At 60.2% G+C, this 23,458-nt stretch carries 25 protein-coding genes and 2 tRNA genes; 18 read left to right on the top strand and 9 right to left on the bottom strand.

What is annotated here, in order from left to right:
• Both AC1DWF_RS18745 and AC1DWF_RS18740 read right to left on the bottom strand, forming a co-directional pair.
• The coding region (locus tag AC1DWF_RS18745) for a hypothetical protein (RefSeq protein ID WP_476841922.1) at positions 1–421 on the bottom strand (421 nt) is incomplete at its 3' end.
• A gap of 30 nt (positions 422–451) precedes the next feature.
• Positions 452–721, bottom strand: coding sequence for a helix-turn-helix domain-containing protein (locus AC1DWF_RS18740; protein WP_476787645.1), 270 nt, complete (start codon positions 719–721; stop codon positions 452–454).
• A gap of 84 nt (positions 722–805) precedes the next feature.
• Between AC1DWF_RS18740 and AC1DWF_RS18735 the strand changes: the two genes are divergently transcribed.
• Both AC1DWF_RS18735 and AC1DWF_RS18730 read left to right on the top strand, forming a co-directional pair.
• Complete coding sequence (locus AC1DWF_RS18735) at positions 806–997, top strand: hypothetical protein (RefSeq protein ID WP_476786860.1); 192 nt, start codon at positions 806–808, stop codon at positions 995–997.
• Between the two features lie 203 nt (positions 998–1,200).
• Positions 1,201–1,494: an HdeA/HdeB family chaperone gene (locus AC1DWF_RS18730; protein ID WP_476787656.1), complete on the top strand. Its 294-nt coding sequence runs from the start codon at positions 1,201–1,203 to the stop codon at positions 1,492–1,494.
• A gap of 264 nt (positions 1,495–1,758) precedes the next feature.
• On the opposite strand, the gene AC1DWF_RS18725 is transcribed toward AC1DWF_RS18730, so the two are convergent.
• Positions 1,759–1,833 (bottom strand) — tRNA-Asn (locus tag AC1DWF_RS18725).
• Between the two features lie 193 nt (positions 1,834–2,026).
• Between AC1DWF_RS18725 and AC1DWF_RS18720 the strand changes: the two genes are divergently transcribed.
• The 6 genes from AC1DWF_RS18720 (at position 2,027) to AC1DWF_RS18695 (ending at position 8,981) form a co-directional block, all read left to right on the top strand.
• Entirely contained in the window at positions 2,027–2,290 is a 264-nt protein-coding gene (locus AC1DWF_RS18720) for a hypothetical protein (RefSeq protein WP_476786861.1), read from the top strand.
• Positions 2,291–2,549: 259 nt separating this feature from the next.
• A tRNA-Cys gene (locus AC1DWF_RS18715) sits at positions 2,550–2,623 on the top strand.
• Positions 2,624–2,707: 84 nt separating this feature from the next.
• Positions 2,708–3,382, top strand: coding sequence for a protein-L-isoaspartate O-methyltransferase family protein (locus AC1DWF_RS18710; protein WP_476787655.1), 675 nt, complete (start codon positions 2,708–2,710; stop codon positions 3,380–3,382).
• A 168-nt stretch (positions 3,383–3,550) separates the two neighbouring features.
• On the top strand, positions 3,551–4,927 hold the full coding sequence (locus AC1DWF_RS18705; RefSeq protein WP_476787654.1) for a TolC family outer membrane protein: 1,377 nt from the start codon (positions 3,551–3,553) through the stop codon (positions 4,925–4,927).
• A gap of 234 nt (positions 4,928–5,161) precedes the next feature.
• The gene (locus tag AC1DWF_RS18700) at positions 5,162–5,896 is read left to right on the top strand and encodes a PopZ family protein (protein WP_476787644.1); all 735 of its coding nucleotides are present in this window, start codon (positions 5,162–5,164) and stop codon (positions 5,894–5,896) included.
• Between the two features lie 301 nt (positions 5,897–6,197).
• Positions 6,198–8,981 carry a valine--tRNA ligase gene (locus AC1DWF_RS18695; RefSeq protein ID WP_476787643.1) on the top strand — a complete coding sequence of 928 codons (2,784 nt, stop codon included), beginning with the start codon at positions 6,198–6,200 and terminating at the stop codon, positions 8,979–8,981.
• 11 nt (positions 8,982–8,992) lie between these two features.
• Here the strand turns inward: AC1DWF_RS18695 and AC1DWF_RS18690 are convergent, their stop codons facing one another.
• A complete protein-coding gene (locus AC1DWF_RS18690; protein WP_476841921.1) occupies positions 8,993–9,301 on the bottom strand; it encodes a hypothetical protein in 309 nt (102 codons plus the stop codon).
• Here AC1DWF_RS18690 and AC1DWF_RS18685 point away from each other — a divergent pair.
• The 3 genes from AC1DWF_RS18685 (at position 9,301) to AC1DWF_RS18675 (ending at position 12,159) form a co-directional block, all read left to right on the top strand.
• Positions 9,301–10,623 (top strand): OmpP1/FadL family transporter, encoded by a 1,323-nt coding sequence (locus tag AC1DWF_RS18685; protein ID WP_476787642.1) that lies wholly within the window; start codon positions 9,301–9,303, stop codon positions 10,621–10,623. The two genes, AC1DWF_RS18690 and AC1DWF_RS18685, sit on opposite strands and share 1 nt — an antisense overlap.
• Positions 10,624–10,928: 305 nt before the next feature.
• Positions 10,929–11,357 (top strand): hypothetical protein, encoded by a 429-nt coding sequence (locus AC1DWF_RS18680; protein WP_476787641.1) that lies wholly within the window; start codon positions 10,929–10,931, stop codon positions 11,355–11,357.
• The gene (locus tag AC1DWF_RS18675) at positions 11,344–12,159 is read left to right on the top strand and encodes a tetratricopeptide repeat protein (RefSeq protein ID WP_476841920.1); all 816 of its coding nucleotides are present in this window, start codon (positions 11,344–11,346) and stop codon (positions 12,157–12,159) included. The genes AC1DWF_RS18680 and AC1DWF_RS18675 overlap by 14 nt, the downstream gene beginning before the upstream one ends.
• A 158-nt stretch (positions 12,160–12,317) precedes the next feature.
• Here the strand turns inward: AC1DWF_RS18675 and AC1DWF_RS18670 are convergent, their stop codons facing one another.
• Genes AC1DWF_RS18670 through AC1DWF_RS18655 form a run of 4 tightly spaced genes read right to left on the bottom strand, consistent with a single transcriptional unit; the run spans position 12,318 to position 16,457 of the window.
• On the bottom strand, positions 12,318–12,536 hold the full coding sequence (locus AC1DWF_RS18670; protein ID WP_476787017.1) for a hypothetical protein: 219 nt from the start codon (positions 12,534–12,536) through the stop codon (positions 12,318–12,320).
• Between the two features lie 33 nt (positions 12,537–12,569).
• The gene (locus AC1DWF_RS18665; RefSeq protein ID WP_476804280.1) at positions 12,570–13,859 is read right to left on the bottom strand and encodes a TonB family protein; all 1,290 of its coding nucleotides are present in this window, start codon (positions 13,857–13,859) and stop codon (positions 12,570–12,572) included.
• 10 nt (positions 13,860–13,869) lie between these two features.
• Positions 13,870–14,307, bottom strand: coding sequence for a hypothetical protein (locus AC1DWF_RS18660; protein WP_476787068.1), 438 nt, complete (start codon positions 14,305–14,307; stop codon positions 13,870–13,872).
• A 2-nt stretch (positions 14,308–14,309) separates the two neighbouring features.
• The gene (locus AC1DWF_RS18655) at positions 14,310–16,457 is read right to left on the bottom strand and encodes a TonB-dependent receptor domain-containing protein (protein ID WP_476804279.1); all 2,148 of its coding nucleotides are present in this window, start codon (positions 16,455–16,457) and stop codon (positions 14,310–14,312) included.
• A gap of 204 nt (positions 16,458–16,661) precedes the next feature.
• Between AC1DWF_RS18655 and hemP the strand changes: the two genes are divergently transcribed.
• Genes hemP through AC1DWF_RS18630 form a run of 5 tightly spaced genes read left to right on the top strand, consistent with a single transcriptional unit; the run spans position 16,662 to position 20,798 of the window.
• Positions 16,662–16,886, top strand: coding sequence for a hemin uptake protein HemP (hemP, locus tag AC1DWF_RS18650; RefSeq protein ID WP_067966393.1), 225 nt, complete (start codon positions 16,662–16,664; stop codon positions 16,884–16,886).
• 10 nt (positions 16,887–16,896) lie between these two features.
• Entirely contained in the window at positions 16,897–17,952 is a 1,056-nt protein-coding gene (locus AC1DWF_RS18645; RefSeq protein ID WP_476785646.1) for a hemin-degrading factor, read from the top strand.
• An 8-nt stretch (positions 17,953–17,960) separates the two neighbouring features.
• Positions 17,961–18,863, top strand: coding sequence for a heme/hemin ABC transporter substrate-binding protein (locus tag AC1DWF_RS18640; protein WP_476785645.1), 903 nt, complete (start codon positions 17,961–17,963; stop codon positions 18,861–18,863).
• A 10-nt stretch (positions 18,864–18,873) separates the two neighbouring features.
• Positions 18,874–19,983: a FecCD family ABC transporter permease gene (locus AC1DWF_RS18635; protein WP_476804278.1), complete on the top strand. Its 1,110-nt coding sequence runs from the start codon at positions 18,874–18,876 to the stop codon at positions 19,981–19,983.
• Between the two features lie 23 nt (positions 19,984–20,006).
• Positions 20,007–20,798, top strand: coding sequence for a heme ABC transporter ATP-binding protein (locus AC1DWF_RS18630; RefSeq protein ID WP_476787637.1), 792 nt, complete (start codon positions 20,007–20,009; stop codon positions 20,796–20,798).
• Positions 20,799–20,805: 7 nt separating this feature from the next.
• Here the strand turns inward: AC1DWF_RS18630 and rirA are convergent, their stop codons facing one another.
• Entirely contained in the window at positions 20,806–21,267 is a 462-nt protein-coding gene (rirA, locus tag AC1DWF_RS18625; RefSeq protein WP_476787422.1) for an iron-responsive transcriptional regulator RirA, read from the bottom strand.
• Positions 21,268–21,498: 231 nt separating this feature from the next.
• Here rirA and AC1DWF_RS18620 point away from each other — a divergent pair, with 231 nt between their 5' ends.
• Both AC1DWF_RS18620 and AC1DWF_RS18615 read left to right on the top strand, forming a co-directional pair.
• Positions 21,499–22,050, top strand: coding sequence for an N-acetyltransferase family protein (locus AC1DWF_RS18620; RefSeq protein ID WP_476841919.1), 552 nt, complete (start codon positions 21,499–21,501; stop codon positions 22,048–22,050).
• A 114-nt stretch (positions 22,051–22,164) separates the two neighbouring features.
• On the top strand, positions 22,165–23,430 hold the full coding sequence (locus tag AC1DWF_RS18615; RefSeq protein ID WP_476787653.1) for a DUF445 domain-containing protein: 1,266 nt from the start codon (positions 22,165–22,167) through the stop codon (positions 23,428–23,430).
• Positions 23,431–23,458 lie beyond the last annotated feature (28 nt).

Genomic DNA, 23,458 nt, shown 5'->3' with positions numbered 1-23,458 from the left:
CTGTCATTCTGTCTGCGCGTACCAGAGGAATTTTGTTAAATTTACTCTGTAAATATTTGTCGCGGATAACATGCCGCTGTGGATGCAAAGTTGCCAGGGCGGTGATGAGGCGAAGGGGACTCTCGTACTGATATGTGTAGCCTCGAAAATGATAGCGAAAAGTTGGGCGAAGCTTTGCCAGTTGTGAGTTGAGTAGAGCCCTTGCCTCTCCATCCTGCCTTTCGGTCTCAAACCAGAGCCCACCTACGCCGCCCTTGTCCATCTCTTGAACGATAAAACGGCGCTGCCCGCTCTCCTCTCGGAGGTAAATGTAAAAGTAGCTCGCGGTCGGTGGATCGTCATCAAAGAGAGACGTTTTCGTCGGCGGGCGCCCTCTAAGAGCGAGCCAAATGGCGGCTCGTGATACATAAGGCCGTGGCATCTTCCGCCCCCTGTTGTGAAACCAGTCTTTCTATGTGCGGTTCGCCTCTGTACTCAAAGAGACACCCAAACCCACGGATCTATCGCCGTCACCGAGAAAGGTGATCCCCATTCCGTGCAACACCGAAATGACAGCGCGGATGTTGTTGGTCATGGGCTTTACATCCTCGCTCCCCGCTTCCATCCGGCGGAGCGTCGGTGCGGAGATGTTGGCCATCTTGGCTAGTTCAACCTGGCCGAGCCCCAGAAGCGCCCGGGCCGCAGCGATCTGTTTTCCAACGCTATGATTAATTTCGCTCACGGTGGATAACTCCGCTTGACACTTCGTTCACTATGATCGAATGTTGCCGTAATGATCGATATAGATCAACAAGGAGCCCGCATCATGCTTAACGAATCGCTACCCATTGGCCAGCGCATCGTCCACCGGACCGACAGCGCGTGGTCGGGTGTTGTCATCGATCGGCTGGTGACGACGCGAACCAACGGGCAGCCCGGGCCAGGGGTCGTGGTGGTTCACTTCGACGGGCAGACGGAACCGAGGATCATGGTCGAAAGCGCATTGCTCGCCGCCTGACTAGATTGCCCCTGTATCGGCGCGGGATTTCTAGCCCGTGAGTCGTAATTGGATGATGCGCGTTCGAATCGCGCCAGGAGCTCCACCGACTCTGACCAAGCTGGCCACAAAGCCGTCGCGGTAAATTTGGCGTGATTGTCATATTTCCAACAGGGCACCAGCGCTTCTTGCAAGGTGGGGGCTTCTAGAAGGAGAACGTGACCATGAAACTCTGTTTTCCGATCGCACTCGCCGCTTCAACTATCATTTTGGCAGGCCAAGTAATGGCGGCGGAAGTGGACATGTCGAAGCTCACTTGCAAGGAGGTCGGTGCCATGCCGGCCGCGAAGACTATTGGCGTCGCCATGTGGGTGAACGGCTATGTCCACGGCAAAGCCGGAAATGCCATGGTCGACGGTGACAAGGCGCATGCCAATGCCGAGAAGATCGCTGACTATTGCAAAGCGAATCCCGCTGCCACGCTGACGAGCGCGATAGAGGCGGTCGCCAAGTCGTAGCAGCAGATTAAATAATGCCTAGCTGAGTGGTCCCTTCCGGGGCCACTCTTTTACGGTGGTCCGGGGACTGACGGACCAGGAGGTTAGGGCTGGCCAGCCTTTGATTCGAGCTGTGTTCTATGGGCCGAACGGCGAAATGGTCGAAAGCTTTCCGTGCGTGACGGAACGGCTAAATGCTTAAGTCAAAAGCGGGGAGGGAAAGTGGGGAAGGCTTGTTTCGATTTGAAGCTTATCTAGCAGAAACAAGCACTTACACGAGCGAAGTGGCTCCCCGGGCCGGATTCGAACCAGCGACCAACCGGTTAACAGCCGGTTGCTCTACCACTGAGCTACCGGGGAACAGGGCTCATGTGAACGAGGCGGGCTATAGCAAAGGCATTTGTGATTTGCAAAGCCGTAATCGTTCTTTTTCGAAGTTTTTCCCCACGACCTTTCTGGTAATCGCCGCCAACCGCGCTCATATGACGGCTTCGCAAAGGCTTTCGCCGGATTGGCGCGGCATTCGGGCGCAGACGGATCAGCGGCAGGGATAATGATCAGACAAGGACCTCAGCAGCCCCCGAGGCGGAAGATTTCGGTCTTCGGCCGCGAATTCGCCATGCCGCGCTCGCGCGGTGTGCGGATCGGGCTTGGGGTTGGGCTTTGCTTCCTGGGCCTGCTCGGCTTCCTGCCGGTGCTCGGGTTCTGGATGATTCCGCTGGGCCTGTTGATTCTTTCGCACGAATTCCATGTCGTGCGTCGTGTGCGCCGCAAGCTGATCGTCTGGTGGGAAAGGCGCAAGCGCCCGGCGAACTAAGCGCTCTGTGCAGACAGGAATCGCAGGGACGACTTGGGATTCGCTCGAAGGACACATCAAGGGCCAGCATAAAGAGCGCTGCAGCCGCTTAATTTGCTTCGGGGTAGGGCCTGCGGGTGAGCCCAGGGATTTGCGACAGCCCCGGCGCCCGCGATTCCTGCAAGGTTCCCTTATTCAAAACCAGCGGGAAAGAATCTTCCCCGCTTGACGTCGGAATCCTGGCAACCTATTGGAGCCGTGTAGACGCCCGAAGCGGCGAGGCCTCGTGGCGGAGTGGTTACGCAGAGGACTGCAAATCCTTGCACCCCGGTTCGATTCCGGGCGAGGCCTCCAGCTTCCTCGGCAACCGCCGCCGAGGACCCATTCGGGTGCAGTTAAATTTCGCGCGTCACGCGCTGAAGGCGGGCCCGGTTGAACATGAACGCTGATTTTTCCGAACGTCGYGTGAAGATGGTGGACGGCCAGGTCCGCACCACCGACGTGACCGACGCCGCCATTCTTTCCGCCATGCTCTCGGTGCCGCGCGAGGCATTCGTCGACAACGGCCAGCGCGAGCTTGCCTATATCGACGAGGATCTGCGCTACGCCGTGACGGCCGATGCCGATCAGCCGCGTTATCTGATGGAGCCGTCGCCTTTCGCCAAGCTGGCGCAGCTGGCCGAGATCAAATCCAGCGACTTCGTGCTCGATGTTGGTTGCGGCACAGGCTATTCTTCCGCGGTGTTGTCGCGCCTCGCAAGCTCGGTGATCGCTCTCGAAAGCGACACGACGCTTGCCGCACGTGCCACCGAAACACTGTCTTCGCTCGGTTATGACAATGTTGTTGTCGTCTCCGGGGCGCTGCCTGCCGGATATCCGTCCCAGGCGCCATACGATGTCATTTTCGTCGGCGGCAGCGTCGAGCAGGTACCTGAGGCGTTGCTTGCCCAGCTCAAGGAGGGCGGCCGGCTGGTCGCCGTCGAGGGGCGGGGTAATGCCGGTGTTGCCGCAGTTTATCTCAAGAACGCCGCTACAGTAACGGCCCGCAAAGCCTTTAATGCGGCAGTTAAGCCACTACCGGGCTTCAATCGAACACGCGAATTTGAGTTCTGATCTCCTTTTTCTTGCGGCGCATCGAGTGTCGTGATGATCTAAGGGCCGCACGAGTGCGTCTGATTCCGGACTGATTTGGTCTGGAATTGACGCTTTAGGTCGGATCCGGCGAGGGGCATTCCAGGCTGCCTTCAGGTAGTCCGCCGCAGAATGAATGAGGGACGCGTGTTGCCGTTTTTCCGTAAAAGCCTGTTTGCAGTAGCCTTGGTCTCCGCCACGGCGCTATCGCCCTTGTCGGCCTCCGCGGAGACGATCCTCGGCGCTCTGTCAAAGGCGTACCAGAACAATTCATCGCTCAATTCGGCCCGCGCCGGCGTGCGCGTCACCGATGAAAACGTGGCCATCGCCAAGTCCGGCTGGCGCCCGACCGTGGCTGCGACGGCAGGCATTGACTATACGACAACGCGTCTGTCGGGTTTGACCACCAATCTGTCCGTCGGGTCTTTCGGCGTTCAGATCAATCAGACGCTGTTCGACGGATTCCAGACCAAGAACAATGTCGCTGCCGCAGAGTCGCGTGTGCGGGCCTCGTTCGAGTCGCTTCGCAACACCGAGCAGACAACGCTGTTCAATGCCGCAACATCCTATATGGACGTCATTCGCGATCGTCAGGTGGCGGTGCTGACGGAGCGCAATCTGCAGTTCCTGACTGAACAGGTGCGTGCGGCGCGCTCGCGTTTCGACGTGGGTGAGGGGACGCGTACCGACGTGGCTCAGGCGGATGCGTCGCGCTCCGCTGCGGTCGCGTCGCTGGCTGCAGCGCGCGCCCAAGCCGAGTCCAGCGCGGCTGTCTATCGCCAGATCGTCGGAGACGATCCGAAAAATCTGAAGGCGGCATCGCCTGTCGCGAAGCTTTTGCCTAAAAGCCTCAATGGGGCGATCGCTATCGCAGCGGAACAGCATCCGGCGATACTTGCGACGGAATACCTTGTCGACGCGGCAGGATTCTCCGTGAAATCGGCGGAAGGCCAATTGTTGCCGCAGGTGTCTGCTTCCGCAGGCGTTTCGCAGGCCTATCGCAATACGTCGCCGGGCTCCTTGGCTGATGGCAATGCCGCCTCGGCTACCATCGGTGCCACTTTGACCGTGCCGATATATCAGGGTGGTCGTGTTGCCGCGACCGTACGCCAGCAAAAGGAAACGCTTGGCCAGGCCCGGATCGAGGTTGATGTCAGTCGTGACCAGGTTCGGGCGGCAGTGACGGCTGCCTGGACGCAATACGTCGCGGCCCTTGAGAGCGTGACGGCCAATCGGGCGCTTGTGGCGGCGCAGCAACTTGCACTTAATGGCGTCATTGAGGAGCGCAATGTGGGTCAGCGTACGACGCTCGACGTGCTGAACGCGCAGGCCGACGTCATTACCGCCCAGATCAACCTCGCAACGTCTGAGCGCGACACGGTGGTGGCAAGTTATGCCATTCTATCGGCTACGGGCCATCTGTCGACCGAGCGGCTCGGGCTCCAGGTCACAAAATACGAGCCGAAAGAGCATTACAACGCCGTAAAGGACAAGTGGTACGGTCTGCGCACGCCGGACGGCCGCTGACCGTCATAGCGATTGCTGAATTTCAGGCGGGCGCCTGCTCCGATGGAGCGGCGCCCGTTTTCATTTGCCGGCCAAGAGCAGATCACAGCGCAGCTTGGTAATCTGTTGAAATCGCCGGGCCTGTCCGATTGGGGATTCTCGAAGAGGAATCAGTAGGCTACGCTTGGGCTCTGATTCGAAGCCCGTTTCGACGGGCGGGTTTTGTAACCTGTCACGAAGGCGGCGGATGTGACGATGGCCCAGGCTAGCAGCGCTCAGCGCGAACCCTCGATGGAAGAGATTCTCGCTTCCATCCGCAGGATCATCGAAGACAACGATACTGGACGCCGTCCGGCAGTTGACTTCGAGCAGATGCGCCCTGAGCCGGAAGACGACCGTAGCGAGCGCAATGTCATCGAAGTCGAGGCATTCAGAGCTGAACTACAGGCGACCAAGGCCGTGCCGGCCGACGTGAAGCTTGTCGAAATCGCTCCAACTCCTGGTAAACTCGATACGGTGCGTGGCGACGAAGCGAGCTCGGCACTTTGGCCGTCGATTGAGGCGAAGACGCCTTTGGTTACAAAGACGCCCGTGCCGGCGGTCGAAGCACTGGCAGCAGTGCGCGCGACCGCAGCAAGCTGGACGCCCAAATCCACCTTGGCCGTCGAGCAAATGGAACGCCTGGCCGGCCCGCCACGCGAACCGGAAAAGGTAGAGGCACCGGTCGTTGCGGTACCCGCAGAGCCGGCAACTGCCGACGAGTTGCTTTCGGCCAAGCCGGTGATCATCTCCGAGCAGGCAGGCCGTCAGGTGTCGGCAGCCTTTGGCGAGCTCAACGATGCGTATGCGGCGCGCAGCCGAAAGTCGTTCGACGACATTGCTGCCGAGATGATGCGGCCGATGCTGCAGGATTGGCTCGACAACAACCTGCCGACGCTAGTCGAGCGGCTGGTGCGTGAAGAGATCGAGCGCGTGGCACGCGGCGCCTGACAGTCTAAGGCGCCTCTGACATAGGCTTTCATCGCGCGGAAATTGCGATTCCTGGTCAATGGTTTGCGTTGAACAGTGCATGTCGAAGGTGAAGTGCCTTTGCCATCGCCAAGCGCTTTGGCTGCCTGCGGGCCGCAATAATTCGTTCGTTCGGCGCCTGCCATGAGGTTGCCATCGGGTTCGGCAACAATGAAGCTGCACGCGCTGTTCGCGTCACCTTGCGGCCCCGACAGTTGACTCGATCCCACCCATCCGATTTACACCGGACCAGTAAAATCCGGACCAAACGGAACCAATTCCGATGCTTAAGAAGACCTACGACGCAAAGACCGTCGAACCCAAGATTGCCAAGACCTGGGAAGACGCCGACGCCTTCAAGGCCGGCGCGGGGGCTGCCGAAGGCGCGGAACCGTTCACTATCGTGATCCCGCCGCCCAACGTCACCGGCTCGCTGCATATGGGCCACGCGCTCAACAACACGCTGCAGGATATTCTTGTCCGCTTCGAGCGCATGCGCGGCAAGAACGTGTTGTGGCAGCCGGGCATGGATCACGCAGGCATCGCCACCCAGATGGTGGTCGAGCGCAAGCTGATGGAAAAGCAGATCCATCGCCGTGACCTGACGCGCGAGCAATTCGTCGAGCGCGTCTGGGAATGGAAGGACGAATCGGGTGGCATGATCTTCAACCAGCTCAAGCGACTGGGTGCTTCCTGCGACTGGTCGCGCGAACGCTTTACCATGGACGAGGGCCTGTCCAAGGCTGTCATCGAGGTGTTCGTGACGCTGCACAAGCAAGGGTTGATCTACAAGGACAAGCGCCTTGTGAACTGGGACCCAAAGCTCTTGACCGCGATCTCCGACCTCGAGGTCGAGCAGCACGAGGTCAACGGCAATCTCTGGCACTTCCGTTATCCGGTCGAAGGCGAAGTCTACGACCCGGAAAACCCGAGCACCTACATCACGGTGGCGACGACGCGGCCGGAGACGATGCTCGGCGATACGGCTGTCGCGGTCCATCCCGATGACGAGCGCTATGCGTCGCTGGTCGGCAAGAACGTCGTCCTGCCGATCGTCGGCCGCAAGATTCCGATCGTTGCCGACGAGTATTCCGATCCCGAAAAAGGGTCAGGCGCGGTCAAGATCACGCCGGCACACGATTTCAACGATTTCGAGGTCGGCAAGCGACACAATCTCGCAGCGATCAACATCCTGACCGTCGAAGCCAACATCAACATCGTCGACAACGAGGAGTTTCTCGAAGGTGTCGAGCGCAGCGAGATGCGCGACGGCGTGTGGGCGCAGCTGCATGGCCTCGACCGATTCGCGGCACGCAAGCTGGTCGTCCAGATGATGGAGGAGGGCGGTTTCCTCGACAAGATCGAGCCGCACAAGCACATGGTGCCACATGGCGACCGTGGCGGTGTGCCGATCGAGCCGTTCCTGACCGACCAGTGGTATGTCAACGCCGCCGAGATGGCCAAGCCGGCAATCCGTAGCGTGCGCGAGGGCCGCACCAATTTCGTGCCCAAGAACTGGGAAAAGACCTATTTCGACTGGATGGAGAACATCCAGCCCTGGTGCGTGTCGCGCCAGCTTTGGTGGGGACATCAGATCCCGGCATGGTATGGCCCGGACGGCCACGTCTTTGTCGAGCGCACCGAAGAAGAAGCGCTCGACGCGGCGATCCAGCACTATCTCGCACTTGCCGGACCGTGGAAGGCCTGGGTCGAGGAGCAGCTTGAGAATTTCGAGCCCGGCAAGATCCTGACCCGCGACGAAGACGTGCTCGACACCTGGTTTTCGTCAGCACTGTGGCCGTTCTCGACGCTCGGCTGGCCTGACAAGACGCCGGAACTCGACACTTACTACCAGACGGACGTTTTGGTGACCGGCTTCGACATCATCTTCTTCTGGGTCGCCCGGATGATGATGATGGGCCTGCACTTCATGGAGGAAGAGCCGTTCCACACGGTCTATGTCCATGCGTTGGTTCGCGACAAGAGCGGCCAGAAGATGTCGAAGTCGAAGGGCAACGTCATCGATCCGATCGAATTGGTCGACGAGTACGGTGCGGATGCGCTGCGCTTTACGCTGGCCATCATGGCGGCGCAGGGGCGCGACGTAAAACTCGACCCGGCCCGCATCGCCGGCTACCGCAACTTCGGCACCAAGCTGTGGAACGCCACGCGCTTTGCCGAGATGAACGGCGTTGCGCGCAATGACGAGTTCTGGCTCAACGACGCCAAGCTGACGGTCAACCGCTGGATCCTGACCGAACTCACCCGCGCGACGCGCGAAGTGACTGCTGCGATCACCTCCTATCGCTTCAACGAAGCGGCGGGTTCGGCCTATCGCTTTGTCTGGAATACTTTCTGCGATTGGTACCTAGAACTGCTGAAGCCGATCTTCATGGGCGAAGACGAAGCCGCCAAGGCCGAAAGCCAGGCGGTTGCGGCCTTCGTGCTCGACGAGGTCTACAAGCTGCTGCACCCGATGATGCCGTTCATGACCGAGGAGCTATGGGCGCATACGGCGGGCGAAGGCAAGGAGCGGGCGTCGCTRCTCTGCCATGCAGCCTGGCCGGCGCCTGATTTCGAGGACACTGCGGCCGCCGCCGAGATCAACTGGCTGGTCGATCTGGTCAGCGGCATTCGCTCGGTGCGCTCGGAGATGAACGTGCCGCCGGCGGCTATTGCGCCGCTGGTCTTTGTCGGCGCCAATGATGAGACGCTTGCGCGCCTCAAGCGTCATCAGTCGGCAATCGCCCGGCTGGCGCGTGTCGGCGGGATCACGCACGAGGCGGTAGCGCCCAAGGGGGCGGCGCAGATCGTTGCCGGCGAAGCAACCGCATGCCTGCCGCTCGGCAGGCTGATTGATCTCAGTGCGGAAGCCGCGCGCCTGCAAAAGGAGCTCGCCAAGACAACCGAAGAGATCGCGCGACTGCACAAGAAGCTGTCGAACGAAAAGTTCGTTGCCTCTGCCCCCGAAGAGATCGTCGCGGCCGAGCGTGAAAAACTCGAGGACTATCGCCAGATGCAGGAAAAGCTCGATACCGCGCTTTCCCGCGTCAGGGACGCCGGCTGACGATTCGAAGTTCAACCCCTGTCGTGGCTTGACGCTGCGGCAGGAACTTCTTTTTTCTCGCTGTATACATGCCGCTGCGTAAGCTGAAGCTGATGTATCCATTTTTCGCCTGATTGTTGCCATAATGTAACAAAGGACTGAAATGGCGGGAAAATGCCTGTTTCCGCGCATTGATCCATGGGTATTCCTGGAAACTCTGTTCGCGAAAACAGCGAAATCACCAAAATTGACGTTTGCGTAAGCGGAAGGTCTGCGGCGATCACGTCGAGAGGCGAATTCGGCGCGGGCGTTTGTGAAAAATCAATGTTGCGTGAAGACAATGAAATCGTTCAATTCGGCTCACGAGCATTCGGGAGAGGACCTAATGAATTTTTTGCGTTTCAAAGCGCTGCTGGGGGCAACGGCGCTGACAATCGTTGCGGCAAGTGCGGCGCAGGCCGGCGGTTTTGATCGCGGCGGTGTCAATATTGACCAGTTGTTTGATGCAGCACCTTATTCGTTTGAAGCCGGCGTGACCTATGTGTCGCCTCAGCGCACGTTGAAGAACGTTCGCCGCCTCGACCCCTCAGGTCTGAAGTCATCAGAGGTCAAGGTCGAAGGCGACTATGCCGTGCCGCGCGTCGGCCTCAAGTTCAACGTTGTTGAGCCTGTTGACTGCCTGGCTTCATACACAAAGCCATATGGTGCTGACGCCGACTACGGGCTCAACAATGCCTATTCCCCGACAGCCGTGAAATTTTCGATTGATACCAACGACTTCGGCCTGACTTGTTCGTACAAGATGAACGTAGGAAAAGGATCGTTCCGCTTCATTGGTGGCGTATCCTATCAGGATGTTGACGCGTTTTTGTCGCGCCAGACGCTTCTCGGTTTGAGGCCCGACGGTCGAGGTCCACTCCCAGCCGGTAATTTGGGCAATACCGGCGTGGGAACCTTCAAACTTTCTGATTCAACATGGGGCTGGCGCATCGGCGCCGCCTACGAAATGCCTGAGATCGCCTTGCGGGCGAGCCTGATGTATTATTCGAAATATAATTACGATGGCCTTTCGGGCACTGTCGACACGACCGGATTTAGTGGTCGTGGTTTGCCCGCTAACGCATTTCCTGGATCAACCGGTGTCTTCCCGGTTTCTGCCTCTGCTGAGATCCCACAGGCGCTTGAACTGAAGTTCCAGACTGGCATCGCGCCGGACTGGCTGGCGTTCGGCTCCATCCGCTGGCAGGAATGGAGCAAGCTTGGCGTCATTCCCATCCAGGGCGTTCGCAGCCCTGCAACGGGTGCTAGGCCCGGCGAGCCAGATTCGAAGGTGTCATTCGATCCGCTCTATCGTGATGGCTGGACCGTCGCCGGCGGTGTCGGCCATAAGTTCAACGACATGATCAGTGGTGCTGCCCAGATCACGTGGGATCGTGGCACGTCCACCATCTCGGGCTACCAGTCGGACACCTGGAACTTTGGTGCCGGCGTATCCGTGGCTGCAACCCAGAATATCGAATTCCGACTGGGTGGGTCGATCGGCATCATGACCAGCGGAACGTCAGCCTATAATGGCGTCGGCGACCTTGCTAATGCGGTCATCTATGAGTTTGACAGCGATCCTGTCTATGCGGGCGCGGCGTCCGTGAAGATCAAGTTCTGACCAAAACGCCATGATCCCTCGCTCCCTGTAGAAACTATGGGGAGCAGGACAATTTAGCCGGGCCACGTGCCCGGCTTTTTGTTGCCCGGTGCCCGTTTCCATTTCGGAAACCATGGCGCGGCAAGTCCGCAACAGTTGTGACGATTCAGCAACACTTTTCCAGCAAGCTTTCAGCTATGGAACGAAGCGGGACAATTGCCCATTTCCCGCCATAAACCCGGCGCACCCCGGATAGGTCTTTTGACCAGTACCCGGATGGCGGGTGGAACATGAAGTAGGCCCGCGATGGTGCGGCAGGAACAGGAATGAACGCCAAGGCAATCCACAAGGCCAAGCTGCCCAGCTACCCTAAGACGGCGGCGCTGGCGCATGCGCCTGCCTGTTCTTATCTGCCGACGAGCTTTCGGGCTGGGTACGGAAGCAATCTTGACATCGCCAGCGGGCTGGCTCGACAGACGATGACTTCACTCGATCACAATTGCTTGCGCGAAATTGGCCGTACTTTGGTCGAAAACAGCGAGCATCGTGACCATATCGATGCTCAGGACATGAAGCGCCCGGCCAAAGGAATCGGCATGGCGCAGCCCGAGCCCGAGTTGGCGGAGAGGGTGAAAGAGTTGAAACAGTGCTCAACCGGCGGTCGGTTAGGCGCGACGTGGAATTATGTCCGAACCGCGCGGTCAAGCCGTGACGGCGCGCGGGCGAAAGAAACACACTGCTATGCGCATATCTGAGTTGGTAAGAGCATCAGCCTTTTCGGCGCTTGTCGCGGCCAGTCTTCTGGGTGCTGCTGGCGAAGCGCTGGCGTTCGACGACAAGGTCTTCGACGACAAGACAGGGGTGAAGCCACAGTCGAGCCCTTGGGCGGTGTTCCAGTTCGGTTTCTCCGCCTACAAGAGCGGCCACAAGGACCAGGCTGTCGAGGCCTATCGTTATGCCGCAGAAAACGGTCAGATCGGCGCCACCTGGAAGCTCGCACGCATGTATGCCGAAGGCGACGGCGTGGCTCAGAACGATTACGAAGCCTTCAAGTTCTTCACCGAGATCGCCGAACAGGATGTCGAGCCCGGCTCGCCCGAAGAGAGTTACGTCTCCGACGCGCTTGTGGCGCTGGGCGGTTACATGAAGGAAGGCATTCCCGGCAGCCCGGTGTCGGCCAATCCGGTCGCCGCGCAGGAATATTACATGCGCGCCGCTGCCAACTACCGCAATCCCAACGCCCAGTACGAGATGGGCAAGATGTTCCTCAAGGGTGACGGCGGCGTGAAGGCTTCCGTCAAGCAGGCCGGCCGCTGGCTGCAGCTTGCCGCGGAAAAAGGCCATGCCGGCGCTCAGGCCACGCTCGGCAATCTGTTGTTTGAGAGCGGCAAGGTGGTGYGCGGTCTCGCCATGATGACCGCAGCGCTTGAACGCGCGACACCTTCCGACCAGCCCTGGATCAGGGGCATGCAGGAAGAGGCCTTTGCGCTTGCCGACGAATCCGACCGGCGCACGGCGATTTCGCTTGCCGAAGACATTCTGACCAAGGGCAACTAGTCGGCCCATAGCCTTCAGGCCGCCGAGGCAGGCCTGCAAGCTTGGCCGGCAACACGGTTTTGAAGCTCAGCCTTCGCTCTGGATGAAAGTCCAGATCGCACCGCAACTCACCACGATGCCATCTTCGACAAGGGCCACCATCGTTCAGCGCGCGTAAGCTACTTCGCAACCGCCGGGTATGTTTCCGTCAAAACATGAAACGATCCTGGCGGGTTCGGACCCGCTTGGACAATTCCATCGCGGCGAAAACGCGCGAATTCGATAATTTTGTCGCTCGATGCCATCACGGCTGTCCGACCAAGCCATTCTCGCAGTTCCGGCCTCAAGCCGTCGCCATGCTTGTTGGCCAGTTGGTCAAGCGCATTCAGTCCCAGCATTCGAGAGCGCCTCTCATATGGTATTCGGGCCAGTCAGCGGGCAACGCCGAGCGGCAGTGTGAACTGCCAGCTTGAGCGGCCAGATTCTGGCGGAATGGGTGGGAACGGGGCGGCGCGGCGCACGGTTTCGAGCGCTGCGCTGTCGAGATCGGCGGAGCCCGAACCCTGGACGATACGTACGCTACCGACGCCGCCGGACGCGTTGACGACAAAGCTCACGTGAACGTCGTTTTGTGCCTTGGCCCGGGCCGAACGCGAGATCGAGCGCAGCGCGCGGCGCAACTTGGAAACAACCTTGCCCGGATAATTCGATGCCGAAGCATTGCCTGCAGTGGCGCTACTGCCATTCTTGCCGGCGGCTGTGGCTGTTCCGTTGGCAGCGCCATCAGCCTCGCCCTTCCTGGCGTCCGCCTGACCGTTGCCGGCGGAGCCTGCTTTGGCTGCATTTTCTCTTTTTTTCGCCGGGGCCTTGTCTGCCTTCTTGGGCTGTTCTGCCTTTTGTTTCGGCTTCTTCAGAGGTTTTGTCTCCGCCTTCTTGAGCGGTTTTTCGACCGGCTTTTTCACCGGTTCGGGTGTTGGCTCGACTTCCGCGACAATTTTCTCAGGTTCAGCCGAAGGCGCAGGCTTTTCGATTTCCACGGGTTCGGCGTGGGCGAACTCGGCCGGCTTCTGGACGATGTTGTCGTCTTCAACCGGCTCCAGCCTATCGACGGCAAGGATTTCGGGAAGCGGGTTGGTCACGGCCGGCTGGACCGGCTGTTCTGCAACAGGCTGGATGGTTTCCGCCGTCGGCGTTTCGACGGCGGCGGTATCTACGGCTTCGATGGTTTCCGGCTCCGTGACGGTCCGTGCTTCGATCATCTCCACCGGCTTCGCGTCCAGCATGGTGATCATCGTCACGTTGACAGGGTCGAGCTCGGATATCTCGCCTGCCGCCGACTGATCCTCCGGCGCGTTGCCAAGCAGCGTGATGCCGGCGTCAGCACTTCCTTCGATCAGCACTTGTTCGTCGTTTGCGGGCGTGACGAAGATCATGGCGACTGCCGCATGCAGCGCGCACGAGGCCATGACGGCAGCCAGCCATTTGCGCTTGCGGGCCTTGGACATGATCGCTTTGGGCGCCAGCGGCTCGCTTGCGCGAACCGACAAGAGCGGGCTGACATCGGCGATATAGGCCCTGTCGGCGGTATCGCGAGCGCCGATCATCATCAGCGCTTCGCGCGGGGTCGCGAATTTGGGATCGTCGGGCTCGACCGGCCAAGCACCAAAGCCGGCCAACGGCCAGGCTAGGGTGATTTTGGCGAAGGCTGGCTCGATCCCCACGAACTGTTCCTCAGACGCCGAATGCGATGCCGGATTTGGAAACGGTACGCAGCGACTTCAGGCAGGCCGACGGCTCGACACCCTGACCGGTGCAATCGGTCGCGTGGTTGATCAGTACGCGGCTGACCTTTGCGCATTCCGTACCCGGCAGATCGAAACGGGTGACCTTGGTCTTCCCGGCGGGAAGTACCTTGAAGTCGAGCACGGTCAACCGGTCGACGACGCCTGCCTCGTTGAACAGTGCAATCTCGAACGCCGCCTTCGAAAGCTCGGCGCCGAGGTTGTTGGTCACCACGAAGGTGAAGCGACAGCCCTTGTCGGAGGGCTGTGCCGCATTGAGTTCGAGCACCAGGGCAGGGGATGGCGGGGCGCTTTGTGCCCCCGCTGCGCCCGCCGAGGCCAATAGAGCGGCCGCAATCAGTGCGGGCCCGGTGTGGCCAAACGGCATTCTCACCACCCGAGCTGTTTTGACAGGGAGATCTTGAACGTACGGCCCTTGGCGTCGTCGTTCATCAGGAACTCCTTGTACTGACGGTTGAACAAGTTATCGACGCCGATATTGGCTTCCCAACCGGCAAGCTGGCCGTCCTGTGGCTTCCAGGTCATGAAGATGTCATGGACGTTGAAGGCTGTGGAGAAACGCGTCGAGTTTGGATCGGCGACGGGGGGAGTGTCGCGGTCGCGCGAAGCATCCTGCGGGCCAGCTACAACACGCGCAGTCCAGCCGAAGGTTACGTCGTAGTCCGGCATTTTGCCGCCCAGCGTCAGAGCCAGTTCATGTGGTGCGACCGTTGTCAGGTAGGCATCGGTCAGTTTGTTCTTGCCGACTACGTAGGAATAGGACGCGTTGGCGAAAACGTAGTCGGCATCGTAGGCGGTCTCGACCTCGAAGCCGTAGAGTTCCGCCTCTTCGATGTTGATGAAACCCGGTTTGTTGTTGAAGCCCGAAGCAAATGGCCGGTTGAGCGCGATCAGGTCCTTCACGTCATTGTAGAAGCTCGTGACCTTGAGCTGGCCCGCGTCGCCCGCCTGCAGCATATCGGACCCGGACAGCGCGAAACCTGCCTCGAAATTGTTCGACTGCTCTTTCTTCAGGCCAAGGCTCGGCCGGAAGGTTGAGGACGAACTCGCTGTCGAGAACACTTCGTCGATGGTCGGGAAGCGCTCGGTATGCGCGATGGAGCCGAACACCGAAAACGTGTCGTTGAACTTGTAAAGGGCGGCCACCTTTGGCGAGAAGGCGGTATCATCGGTTGACGATGCGTTGAGTGCCGTGTCAGGCGTCAACCTGTGCCAGTCGAGGCGCACGCCGGGTATGATCGTCAGGCGGTCGTCGAAGACGAATTCGTTTTGCGCGAAAACGCCGGTCTTGAGATCGGTGCCTTCGGGATGGAACGTGACGGGGAACTGCCGCCCGTTGTTGAAGAAGGCTTCGGCGACGCGTGTCTGGTAGGTCGTCTGCGAGCCGAATGTGAGATGGTTCGTCCAGTTGTCGCCAGTCCACTCCATCGTGTTCTGGGCATTGAACTGCCAAGTCTCGTAGCCGTAGTTCGAATCGCAAACAACCGCGAACGAACCTGGGCTACATGCCGACCGTAGGTCGGCGTTGCGCTGTTCGTTGTGGGTGTTGGAGTAGGACGCCGTCACCTTTACGTCGGCCATGTCATTGTCGGCGAACGGATTCTCGTACGACACAATCGCCGTCCGATCGACGACGTGGCGATCGACCAGACCGAAGAAGGACGCCGTGCTGGTTTGCGACAGTTGCTGGTCGTCAAGATCGGAATCCCACTGCTGGTAGGACGCCCGCAATGTGCCTTCTTCTCCGACCTTGAAGGTGCCTTTGGCGAGACCCGACCAAGCCTTGAAGTTCGTGCCGAGAACGTCGCTTCCATCGCCGGAAGTGTAGACGCCGGAGGCGCGATAATTGCCGGTGAGCAGGAACTCGGCGTTTTCGCCCATGCGCTGGGCCAGCACCGTCGACGTCAGATAGCCGTTGCCGTTGCTGTTCCAGGAAACTTTCTGGCGCAGCGCGCCGGTCTGGCCATCGGCAATGAAGTCGGAGGCGTCCTTGGTTTCAAAATTGATTACGCCGCCGAGTGCGCCCGATCCATAGAGTGTGGACGAGGCCGGGCCGCGCAGCACTTCTACGCGTTTGTACAGCTCAGGCTCGGAGAAAAAGGATCCGAGCCGGTACTGCTCATAGAACTTCTGCACGCCATCTACGTTGACGATGATACGGCCGCCGTCGCCGGTATTCTCGGGGGCGCCGATGCCGCGGATGTTGAAGCTCTGGCCAAGTAGCCTGTCTGAGCCGGTGACGTTAACCCCCGGTATCGCGCGAATAATGTCGCCGATCATCTCAGGTTGCAGTTGGTCTATGTCCGCTTGCTCAAGCACGGAGACGGCCTGCGGTGTGTCGATAGCGACTTTTTCCTGGCCGGCACCGACGATCAGGCGCTGCAGTACGGTTACGCGCCCCTTCTTATCCTGTTCATTCGTTTGCGTTTCCTGCGCTTTGGCGTTTTGCAATCCCACCAGCAACGCTATCGCCGCTCCGCCCAGCAGAGCAGCCTTGTTCCGAGCAACCAGCCCCATATCCCAACTCCAAAATGTCCCTGCTGGCTTGCTTGGCGCTTGCTTGCATTTTTTCGTCCGCCCGACACGTCTTAAATCTTGACTCGATCAGTCCGGTATTGCACTGACTAGTAAACATGATTGATCGAGTCAACAAATTGATTTGACCTCATGGCCACGACCGGACTGAGCCGGCGCGGCGGCCGGATGAAGGAGTGAAATGAGATGAATTCACACAATCCGAACCATTTCCGTTCTGGCCAATTCCGGCACGGATACCGCAGGCCGGAAGGTCAGGTCGCGGCGCGTCCGATCGCTGGTTCGCTCGCGGTCAGGACACTGACCAGCGAGTCGCTGTTTCTCGGCGATTTCGAGATCGGCATCGATCATGGCGGCGCTCTCTACCGCCTGAAGATTACCCGTCAGGGCAAGCTCATTCTCAACAAGTAGGTGTTATCCAATGGACCAGCGCGTAAAGCCCGCCCCGCATGACATCCGGTGGGCGCGGACCGACAACCCGAAAATGCGCGAGCGCGATCTCGCCAGCCAGCTTGGTATTTCAGAAGCGGAGCTGGTGGCAGCACATTGTGGCGAGGGCGTCGTTCGCATCGAGCCGAGCGCCAACGACCTGCTGACAGGGCTCGAGGCGGTCGGCGAGGTCATGGCACTGACCCGCAATGAAAGTGCTGTGCACGAAAAGATCGGCGTCTACGACAAGGTGGTGCCGGGCAAGCATGCCGCCATGGCACTGGGCGAAAACATCGACCTTCGCATCTTCCCAAGCACCTGGGCGCATGGTTTTGCCGTCGAAAAGCGAGACGGCGACGATATTCGCCGCAGCTTGCAGTTCTTCGATGCCGCAGGCGTCGCCGTACACAAGGTGCATCTTCGCCCGTCGTCCAATCTCTACGCTTATCAGAACCTGGTCGAGGCTCTCGGCACCGACAACCAGGACCCGTTGATCACCACTGTTGCCGCGGTCGCCGAAAAACCTGTCAGCGACGGCTCGGCTAGCGTCGATGAACTGCGCCAGCGCTGGAGCACCATGACCGACGTGCACCAATTCTTCGGCATCCTGCGCTCGCTCAAGCTTGGCCGACAGCAGGCCATGCGCATGGTCGGAGGCGACTATGCCTGGACGCTGGACAAGGACGCGCTGCCCGCCATGTTCAACCAGGCGGCCGAGAGCGAACAGCCTATCATGTGCTTCGTTGGCAACCACGGCTGCATCCAGATCCACTCCGGTCCGGTGAAGAACATCAAGCCGATGGGGCCGTGGATCAATGTGCTCGACGAGACTTTCCATCTGCACCTGCGTCTCGATCACGTCCACGAACTGTGGGCGGTGCGCAAGCCGAACACGGATGGCCATGTCACTTCGGTCGAGGCCTATGACGCCAATGGCGAGATGATCATCCAGTTCTTCGGCAAGCGGAAGGAAGGCGAAGGCGAGCGCGAGAGCTGGCGCAACCTCGCTGAAAACCTGCAGCGCGCATCCCAGCAGCAGGCGGCGTGAGGAGAACGATGATGTCGGCACCCCAAAGGCTCGCACGCGCGGGCGCACTAGGCCTGTCGCTGTTGCTTTCGACAACCATCGCAAGTCTCGCCATCGAAGGCGTGTCGGTTCTACCCGACCGCTCGCGCGTGGCTTCGGTCGGGGGCTCGATCACCGAGATCGTCTATGCGTTGGGGGAGCAGGGTACGCTCGTCGCCCGCGATTCGACCAGCGTCTATCCGGAAGCGGCGTTCAAGCTTCCAGATGTCGGTTACATGCGGGCGCTTTCGCCCGAGGGCGTTTTGTCGGTCAACCCGTCCGGCATCCTGGCCCTTGAGGGCAGTGGTCCGAAGGAAGCGCTCGACGTGCTCAAGAAGGCGAGCATTCCCTTCATCTCGGTGCCCGAAGGTTTCACCCACAAGGGTATCGTCGAAAAAGTCCTGGTGGTTGGCAAGGCACTTGGTGCTGACGCAAAGGCCGAAACGCTTGCCGCCGAGATCGACAAGCAACTCAGCGACGCTGAAGCTCTGACCAAGGATATTCCGCAGGCTGAGCGCAAGCGCGTGCTGTTCATCCTGAGCTTGCAGGGCGGCAAGATCCTTGCTTCGGGCAGCAGCACGGCTGCCGACGGCATCATAGCACTCGCTGGCGGGGTCAATGCGGTCGAAGGTTTCTCCGGCTACAAGCAACTCACCGACGAGGCGGCGATCACCGCTAAACCCGACATCATCCTGATGATGGATCGCGAGGGGCAACTCGCCATCGGCGATGCCGATCTGTACGCCCACCCAGCCATCGCATCGACGCCAGCTGGACAGGCCAAAAAGGTAATCCGCATGGACGGCGCCTATCTGCTCGGCTTCGGCCCGCGCACTGCCGGTGCGATCAAGGATCTGGCCGTTGCGCTCTATGGCGACGCGGTTAAGAAATAGGGTCGGGAACGTGGTGGATGAAAAGATCGCCGGCCTGACCGGCGAAGACAAGGGTGGCCGCCATGTCAATGGCGACCGCTCCGCGCGAGCATTGCTCGCCATTGGCGTGCTTGCCGTGGTTCTGGCCGTCACAGCGCTGTTCAGCCTGACCTGGGGCGCTTCAGACGCCTCGGCACTCGGGCTCATCGGCAACTGGCTGTTTGGCGCAACGCCTGCCAACGAAGCGCTGTCGGTGCGTGACAGTATCATCGTCTACGACATCCGCTTGCCGCGCATCATCCTGGGCGTGCTTGTGGGCGCGGCACTCGCCGTGTCAGGCGCTGTCATGCAGGGCCTGTTCCGCAATCCGCTTGCCGACCCCGGCCTGGTCGGCGTGTCGGCGGGTGCCGGGCTTGGCGCGGTTTCGGTGATCGTGCTGGGCGGGACTTTTCTCGCGCCTTTCACGGCTCTGCTGGGTAGCTACGCGCTGCCGCTTGCTGCCTTCGGCGGCGGGCTTGTCACGACGATCATCCTCTACAATGTCGCGACACGGCAGGGCCGCACCTCGATTGCCACCATGCTGCTGGCCGGTATCGCGCTCGGTGCCATGGCGATCGCTCTGACCGGCATCCTTGTCTACATGGCCGACGACCGGCAGTTGCGCGACCTGACGTTCTGGCAGCTTGGCTCGCTCGCTGGCGCAACCTGGCTGAAGATCGCCGCAGCGGGACCGATCATCGTGCTTGCGCTTGCGACCACGCCGTTCCTGGCCAAGGGGCTCAACGCGCTGGCGCTTGGGGAGGCGACGGCAAGCCACCTCGGCGTTCCAGTGCAACGGCTGAAATATGTGGCGATCGTTGCTGTGTCGGCCGCAATCGGGGCGTCGGTAGCCGTCAGCGGCGGCATTGGTTTCATCGGCATTGTCGTGCCGCATTTGCTGCGCCTGGCGATCGGACCTGACAACCGCTACTTGCTGCCGGCCTCGGCCCTTCTGGGCGCCTGCCTGCTGCTGCTCGCGGATGCGGTCAGTCGCACCATCGTAGCGCCGGCCGAATTGCCGATCGGCATCGTCACGGCTGCCGTTGGCGGGCCGTTCTTCCTGTGGATTCTGTTGCGCAAGCGCGGCATCGTCGATCTTTGACGGCGTCTGGTGAGATTGAGAAAATGATCGAAGCACGCCAAGTCTCGGTGTCGATTGGCGCCACACGGATCGTCAGCGATGTCGATTTCACCGTTCGCCCCGGTGAGCTTGCGGCAATTGTCGGGCCAAACGGCTCCGGCAAGACCACTTTCCTAAAGGCGCTGACCGGTGAACTGCCTTATTCCGGCAACGTCTCGCTCAATGGCCGCAATGCCGCCTCGCTGAAGCCGTGGGAGGCTGCAAGCATTCGTGCGGTGTTGCCGCAGTCGACGGCGCTGTCATTTCCGTTCACGGTCCGCGAGATCGTCAAGCTTGGCGTGACGGGCGGCAGGTCGGGCGTGCTGGCCGGCGAGTCCGACAGGTTGCCGGAGCGGGCGCTGGCGCGTGTCGACCTCGAAGGTTTTGCCGGGCGCTTTTATCAGGAACTGTCGGGTGGCGAGCAGCAGCGTGTCCAGCTTGCCCGCGTGTTGTGCCAGGTCTGGGCGCCGGTGCTTGATGGTCAGCCGCGCTATCTGTTCCTCGACGAGCCGGTGTCCAGCCTCGACATCAAGCATCAGCTGATCATCATGAACATCGCCCGCGACTTTGCGCGGCGTGGCGGTGGGGTGGTAGCGATCCTGCACGATCTCAACCTGACGGCCATGTTTGCCGACCAGATCTGCGTCATGCACCGCGGCAAGCTCGTCGCCTCGGGTTCACCTCAAATGGTGCTCACTGACGGTCTCATCGAGAAGGTGTTTGGTTGCCGTCTGCGCGTCGGCGCATTGCCGGCCGCCAACATACCGTTCGTTCTGCCACAATCAGCCGTGGCTTAGCAGGCGGTCAGCCTGCCAATGCCTGCGGCTCCGGGAAATGGATGCCGAGCAGGTCGCGCATATTCGGCCGTGCTGCCACCAAGTCGGCGATCGTATAACGGGCCAGCACCGCAAAAAACGCGTTCAGCGCTTCGCGCAGGGCCGAATTCAGGCCGCAGCTGTCGACCAGCGGGCATTCGGAGGCGTCGGTTTCGAAGCACTCGGCCATGGCGAAGCTCTCTTCGGTGACGCGCACCACATCGAACAGCGAAATCTGGTCGGCGGGCTTGGCCAGGCGTACGCCTCCATTGCGGCCACGCACTGTCTCGACCAGCTTGGCTTCGACAAGCGGCTGCAGGATCTTGAACAGGAACAGCTCCGACACCGTGTAGGCGGCGGCGATTTCAGGGACTCGGCTCAGCCGTCCATCGTTTGCTGCGCAATACATCAGGATGCGCATGGCGTAGTTGGTCTGGCGTGTGAGGCGCATTGCGATTTCCTTGCTCTGCGTTGAGTCCGCGAGTGGTCCTAATATGGCCTATACCTTAGAACAATTCCAGACAGCGTTCGTCAATATATGTGATAAATGTGGTCATGTTTATGACGCAGGCCAGCCTTGCATATGTGGGCAGGTCGACGGGTTGAATTCCATGCTGCGTTGCACAATATTGCGTATGTCGGGAGTCGAAGACTCTGGGGAGGAACCCAAGAGGACTGCGACATGGAACAGATCATATATGCTCAACGGCCACYGACGGGTGTAGTCCGCCAGCTCAGGCCGTCCGATCTGCCCCGCTTTGCCGAACATCTCTTGAGACTGGACGACCAAAGCCGGCGTGACCGCTTCAACGGCCTGACCGACGACGAATTCCTAAAATCATATGCCGAACGCAGCTTCCGCGAAGGTGTGACCGTGATCGGCTATGTCGAGGGCGACAAGGTTCTGGCCGCAGCTGAACTGCACGAGCAAGCCGAAGAGAGCGAACCCACAGCCGAAATCGCCTTCAGTGTCGAACGCCAAATACAGCACAGAGGCATTGGCGGCCGGCTCTTCCGGCGTCTGGTCGCGCAGGCGAGGGGGCTCGGCTATCTCAGGCTTCACGTGACAACCCACTCGAACAACGCCGCCATGAAGGCACTTGCCCGTCGCTTCGACGCCAAGCTCAGCTTTGAATTTGGCGAAGCCAATGGCGTCATCGAGCTTGAGGCTGATGGCGCGGTCGATCCCGATTGGCTCGCTCGCCATCGTGCTGCCCCGGCGATTGCCGCCTGAAACCGCATTTCGAATTGAAGCAGCCTGCGGCATTGCCGATATAGTCCCTGTGACGAACAGGGAAGGCGACCAATGTCCTCACCGCAAAGCCAAGCCTTGCCGGCAGGCGTAAACATGGCCTTTGGCAGCGGCGACGCCGAAAAGCTCGCAGCCCTGCGGCGTACCAAATTCATTGCCACAGCCGCACTTGTTGTTTGCGTTGCGATCTTCTTGACCGCGAAATCGCTGCAGGGCCGCTGGCCTTGGCTCGGCTTCGTTGCTGCTTTCGCAGAGGCGGCTACAATTGGTGGGCTTGCCGATTGGTATGCGGTCGTTGCCCTGTTCAAGCGGCCGCTTGGCCTGCCGATCCCGCACACGGCAATCATCCCGGCCAATCAGACCCGCATCGCCGAAAATCTCGGGCGCTTCATCGAAACCAATTTCCTGGCGCCCGAGCCCGTTCGCCAGAAGCTCAATGAAGTGGATTTTGCAGCACTCGTTGCCGACTGGCTGTCGGATAAAAGCAGGGCGGAGGGGCTTTCGCGTTTTGTCGGCCGGCTGGTGCCGCAAATGCTGCAGGCGATCGAAGGCTCGGGCTTGCGCGAGTTCGCCACCCGCCGCATGCTCGATCGCATCGGCAAGGTCGAGGTCGCGCCGCTGGCGGCCGAACTGCTGTCAGCCTTCACTGACGATCGCCGGCATCAGCGTTTGCTCGACGAATTCACCAAGATCATCGGCAATTTTCTGAGCGACGAGCAGGCGCTTGCCGTGCTGCGCGAAAAGATCAGGGAGGAACTGCCCTCGGTGTTCAACCTGTTCCGCGCCGATGCCTATCTGCTCAAGCGTATCGTTTCGTCGGCGGCGACGTTGCTGGAGGAGGTCAGGGCCGACCCGGAGCATCCGCTGCGCGGCGAGTTCGACCGCTTCGTCCATAGCTTCATCGACCAGTTGCGCCATTCGCCCGACTATGCCCAGCGTGCCGAGCAGCTGAAGCGCAATTTCCTTGCCCGCCCCGAACTGCGCGGACTGGCGCAAGATGTCTGGAAAAGCATGCGCGGCTTCATCGAGCAGGACGTCGCATCGGCCGACTCGATGACGCGAAAGCACCTGACCAATCTTTTCCTGGAGGTCGGCCAGAATCTGGCGCGCGATCCCAGCATCCGCGCCGACATGAATGCCGGTTTCGTGGTGGCACTTGCGTCTTTCGTCGAGAGCCAGAAAAGCGGCGTGTCCGGTTTCATCGCCGAACAGGTCAAGCGCTGGGACCTTGGACAGCTGACCCGGCTGATGGAGATCAATATCGGCCGCGACCTGCAATATATCCGCTTCAACGGCATGTTGATCGGCGGACTTGCGGGACTTGCGCTCTATTCCGCCGAGTTGCTGTTGCTGGCGAATTGACCGCTACGGCTGCTGCACTATTCTGACC

Source organism: Aminobacter sp. P4_D5 (assembly GCF_056401815.1).
The sequence above is the reverse complement of the archived record's forward strand: the minus strand, read 5'-3'. Positions and strand labels throughout refer to the sequence as shown.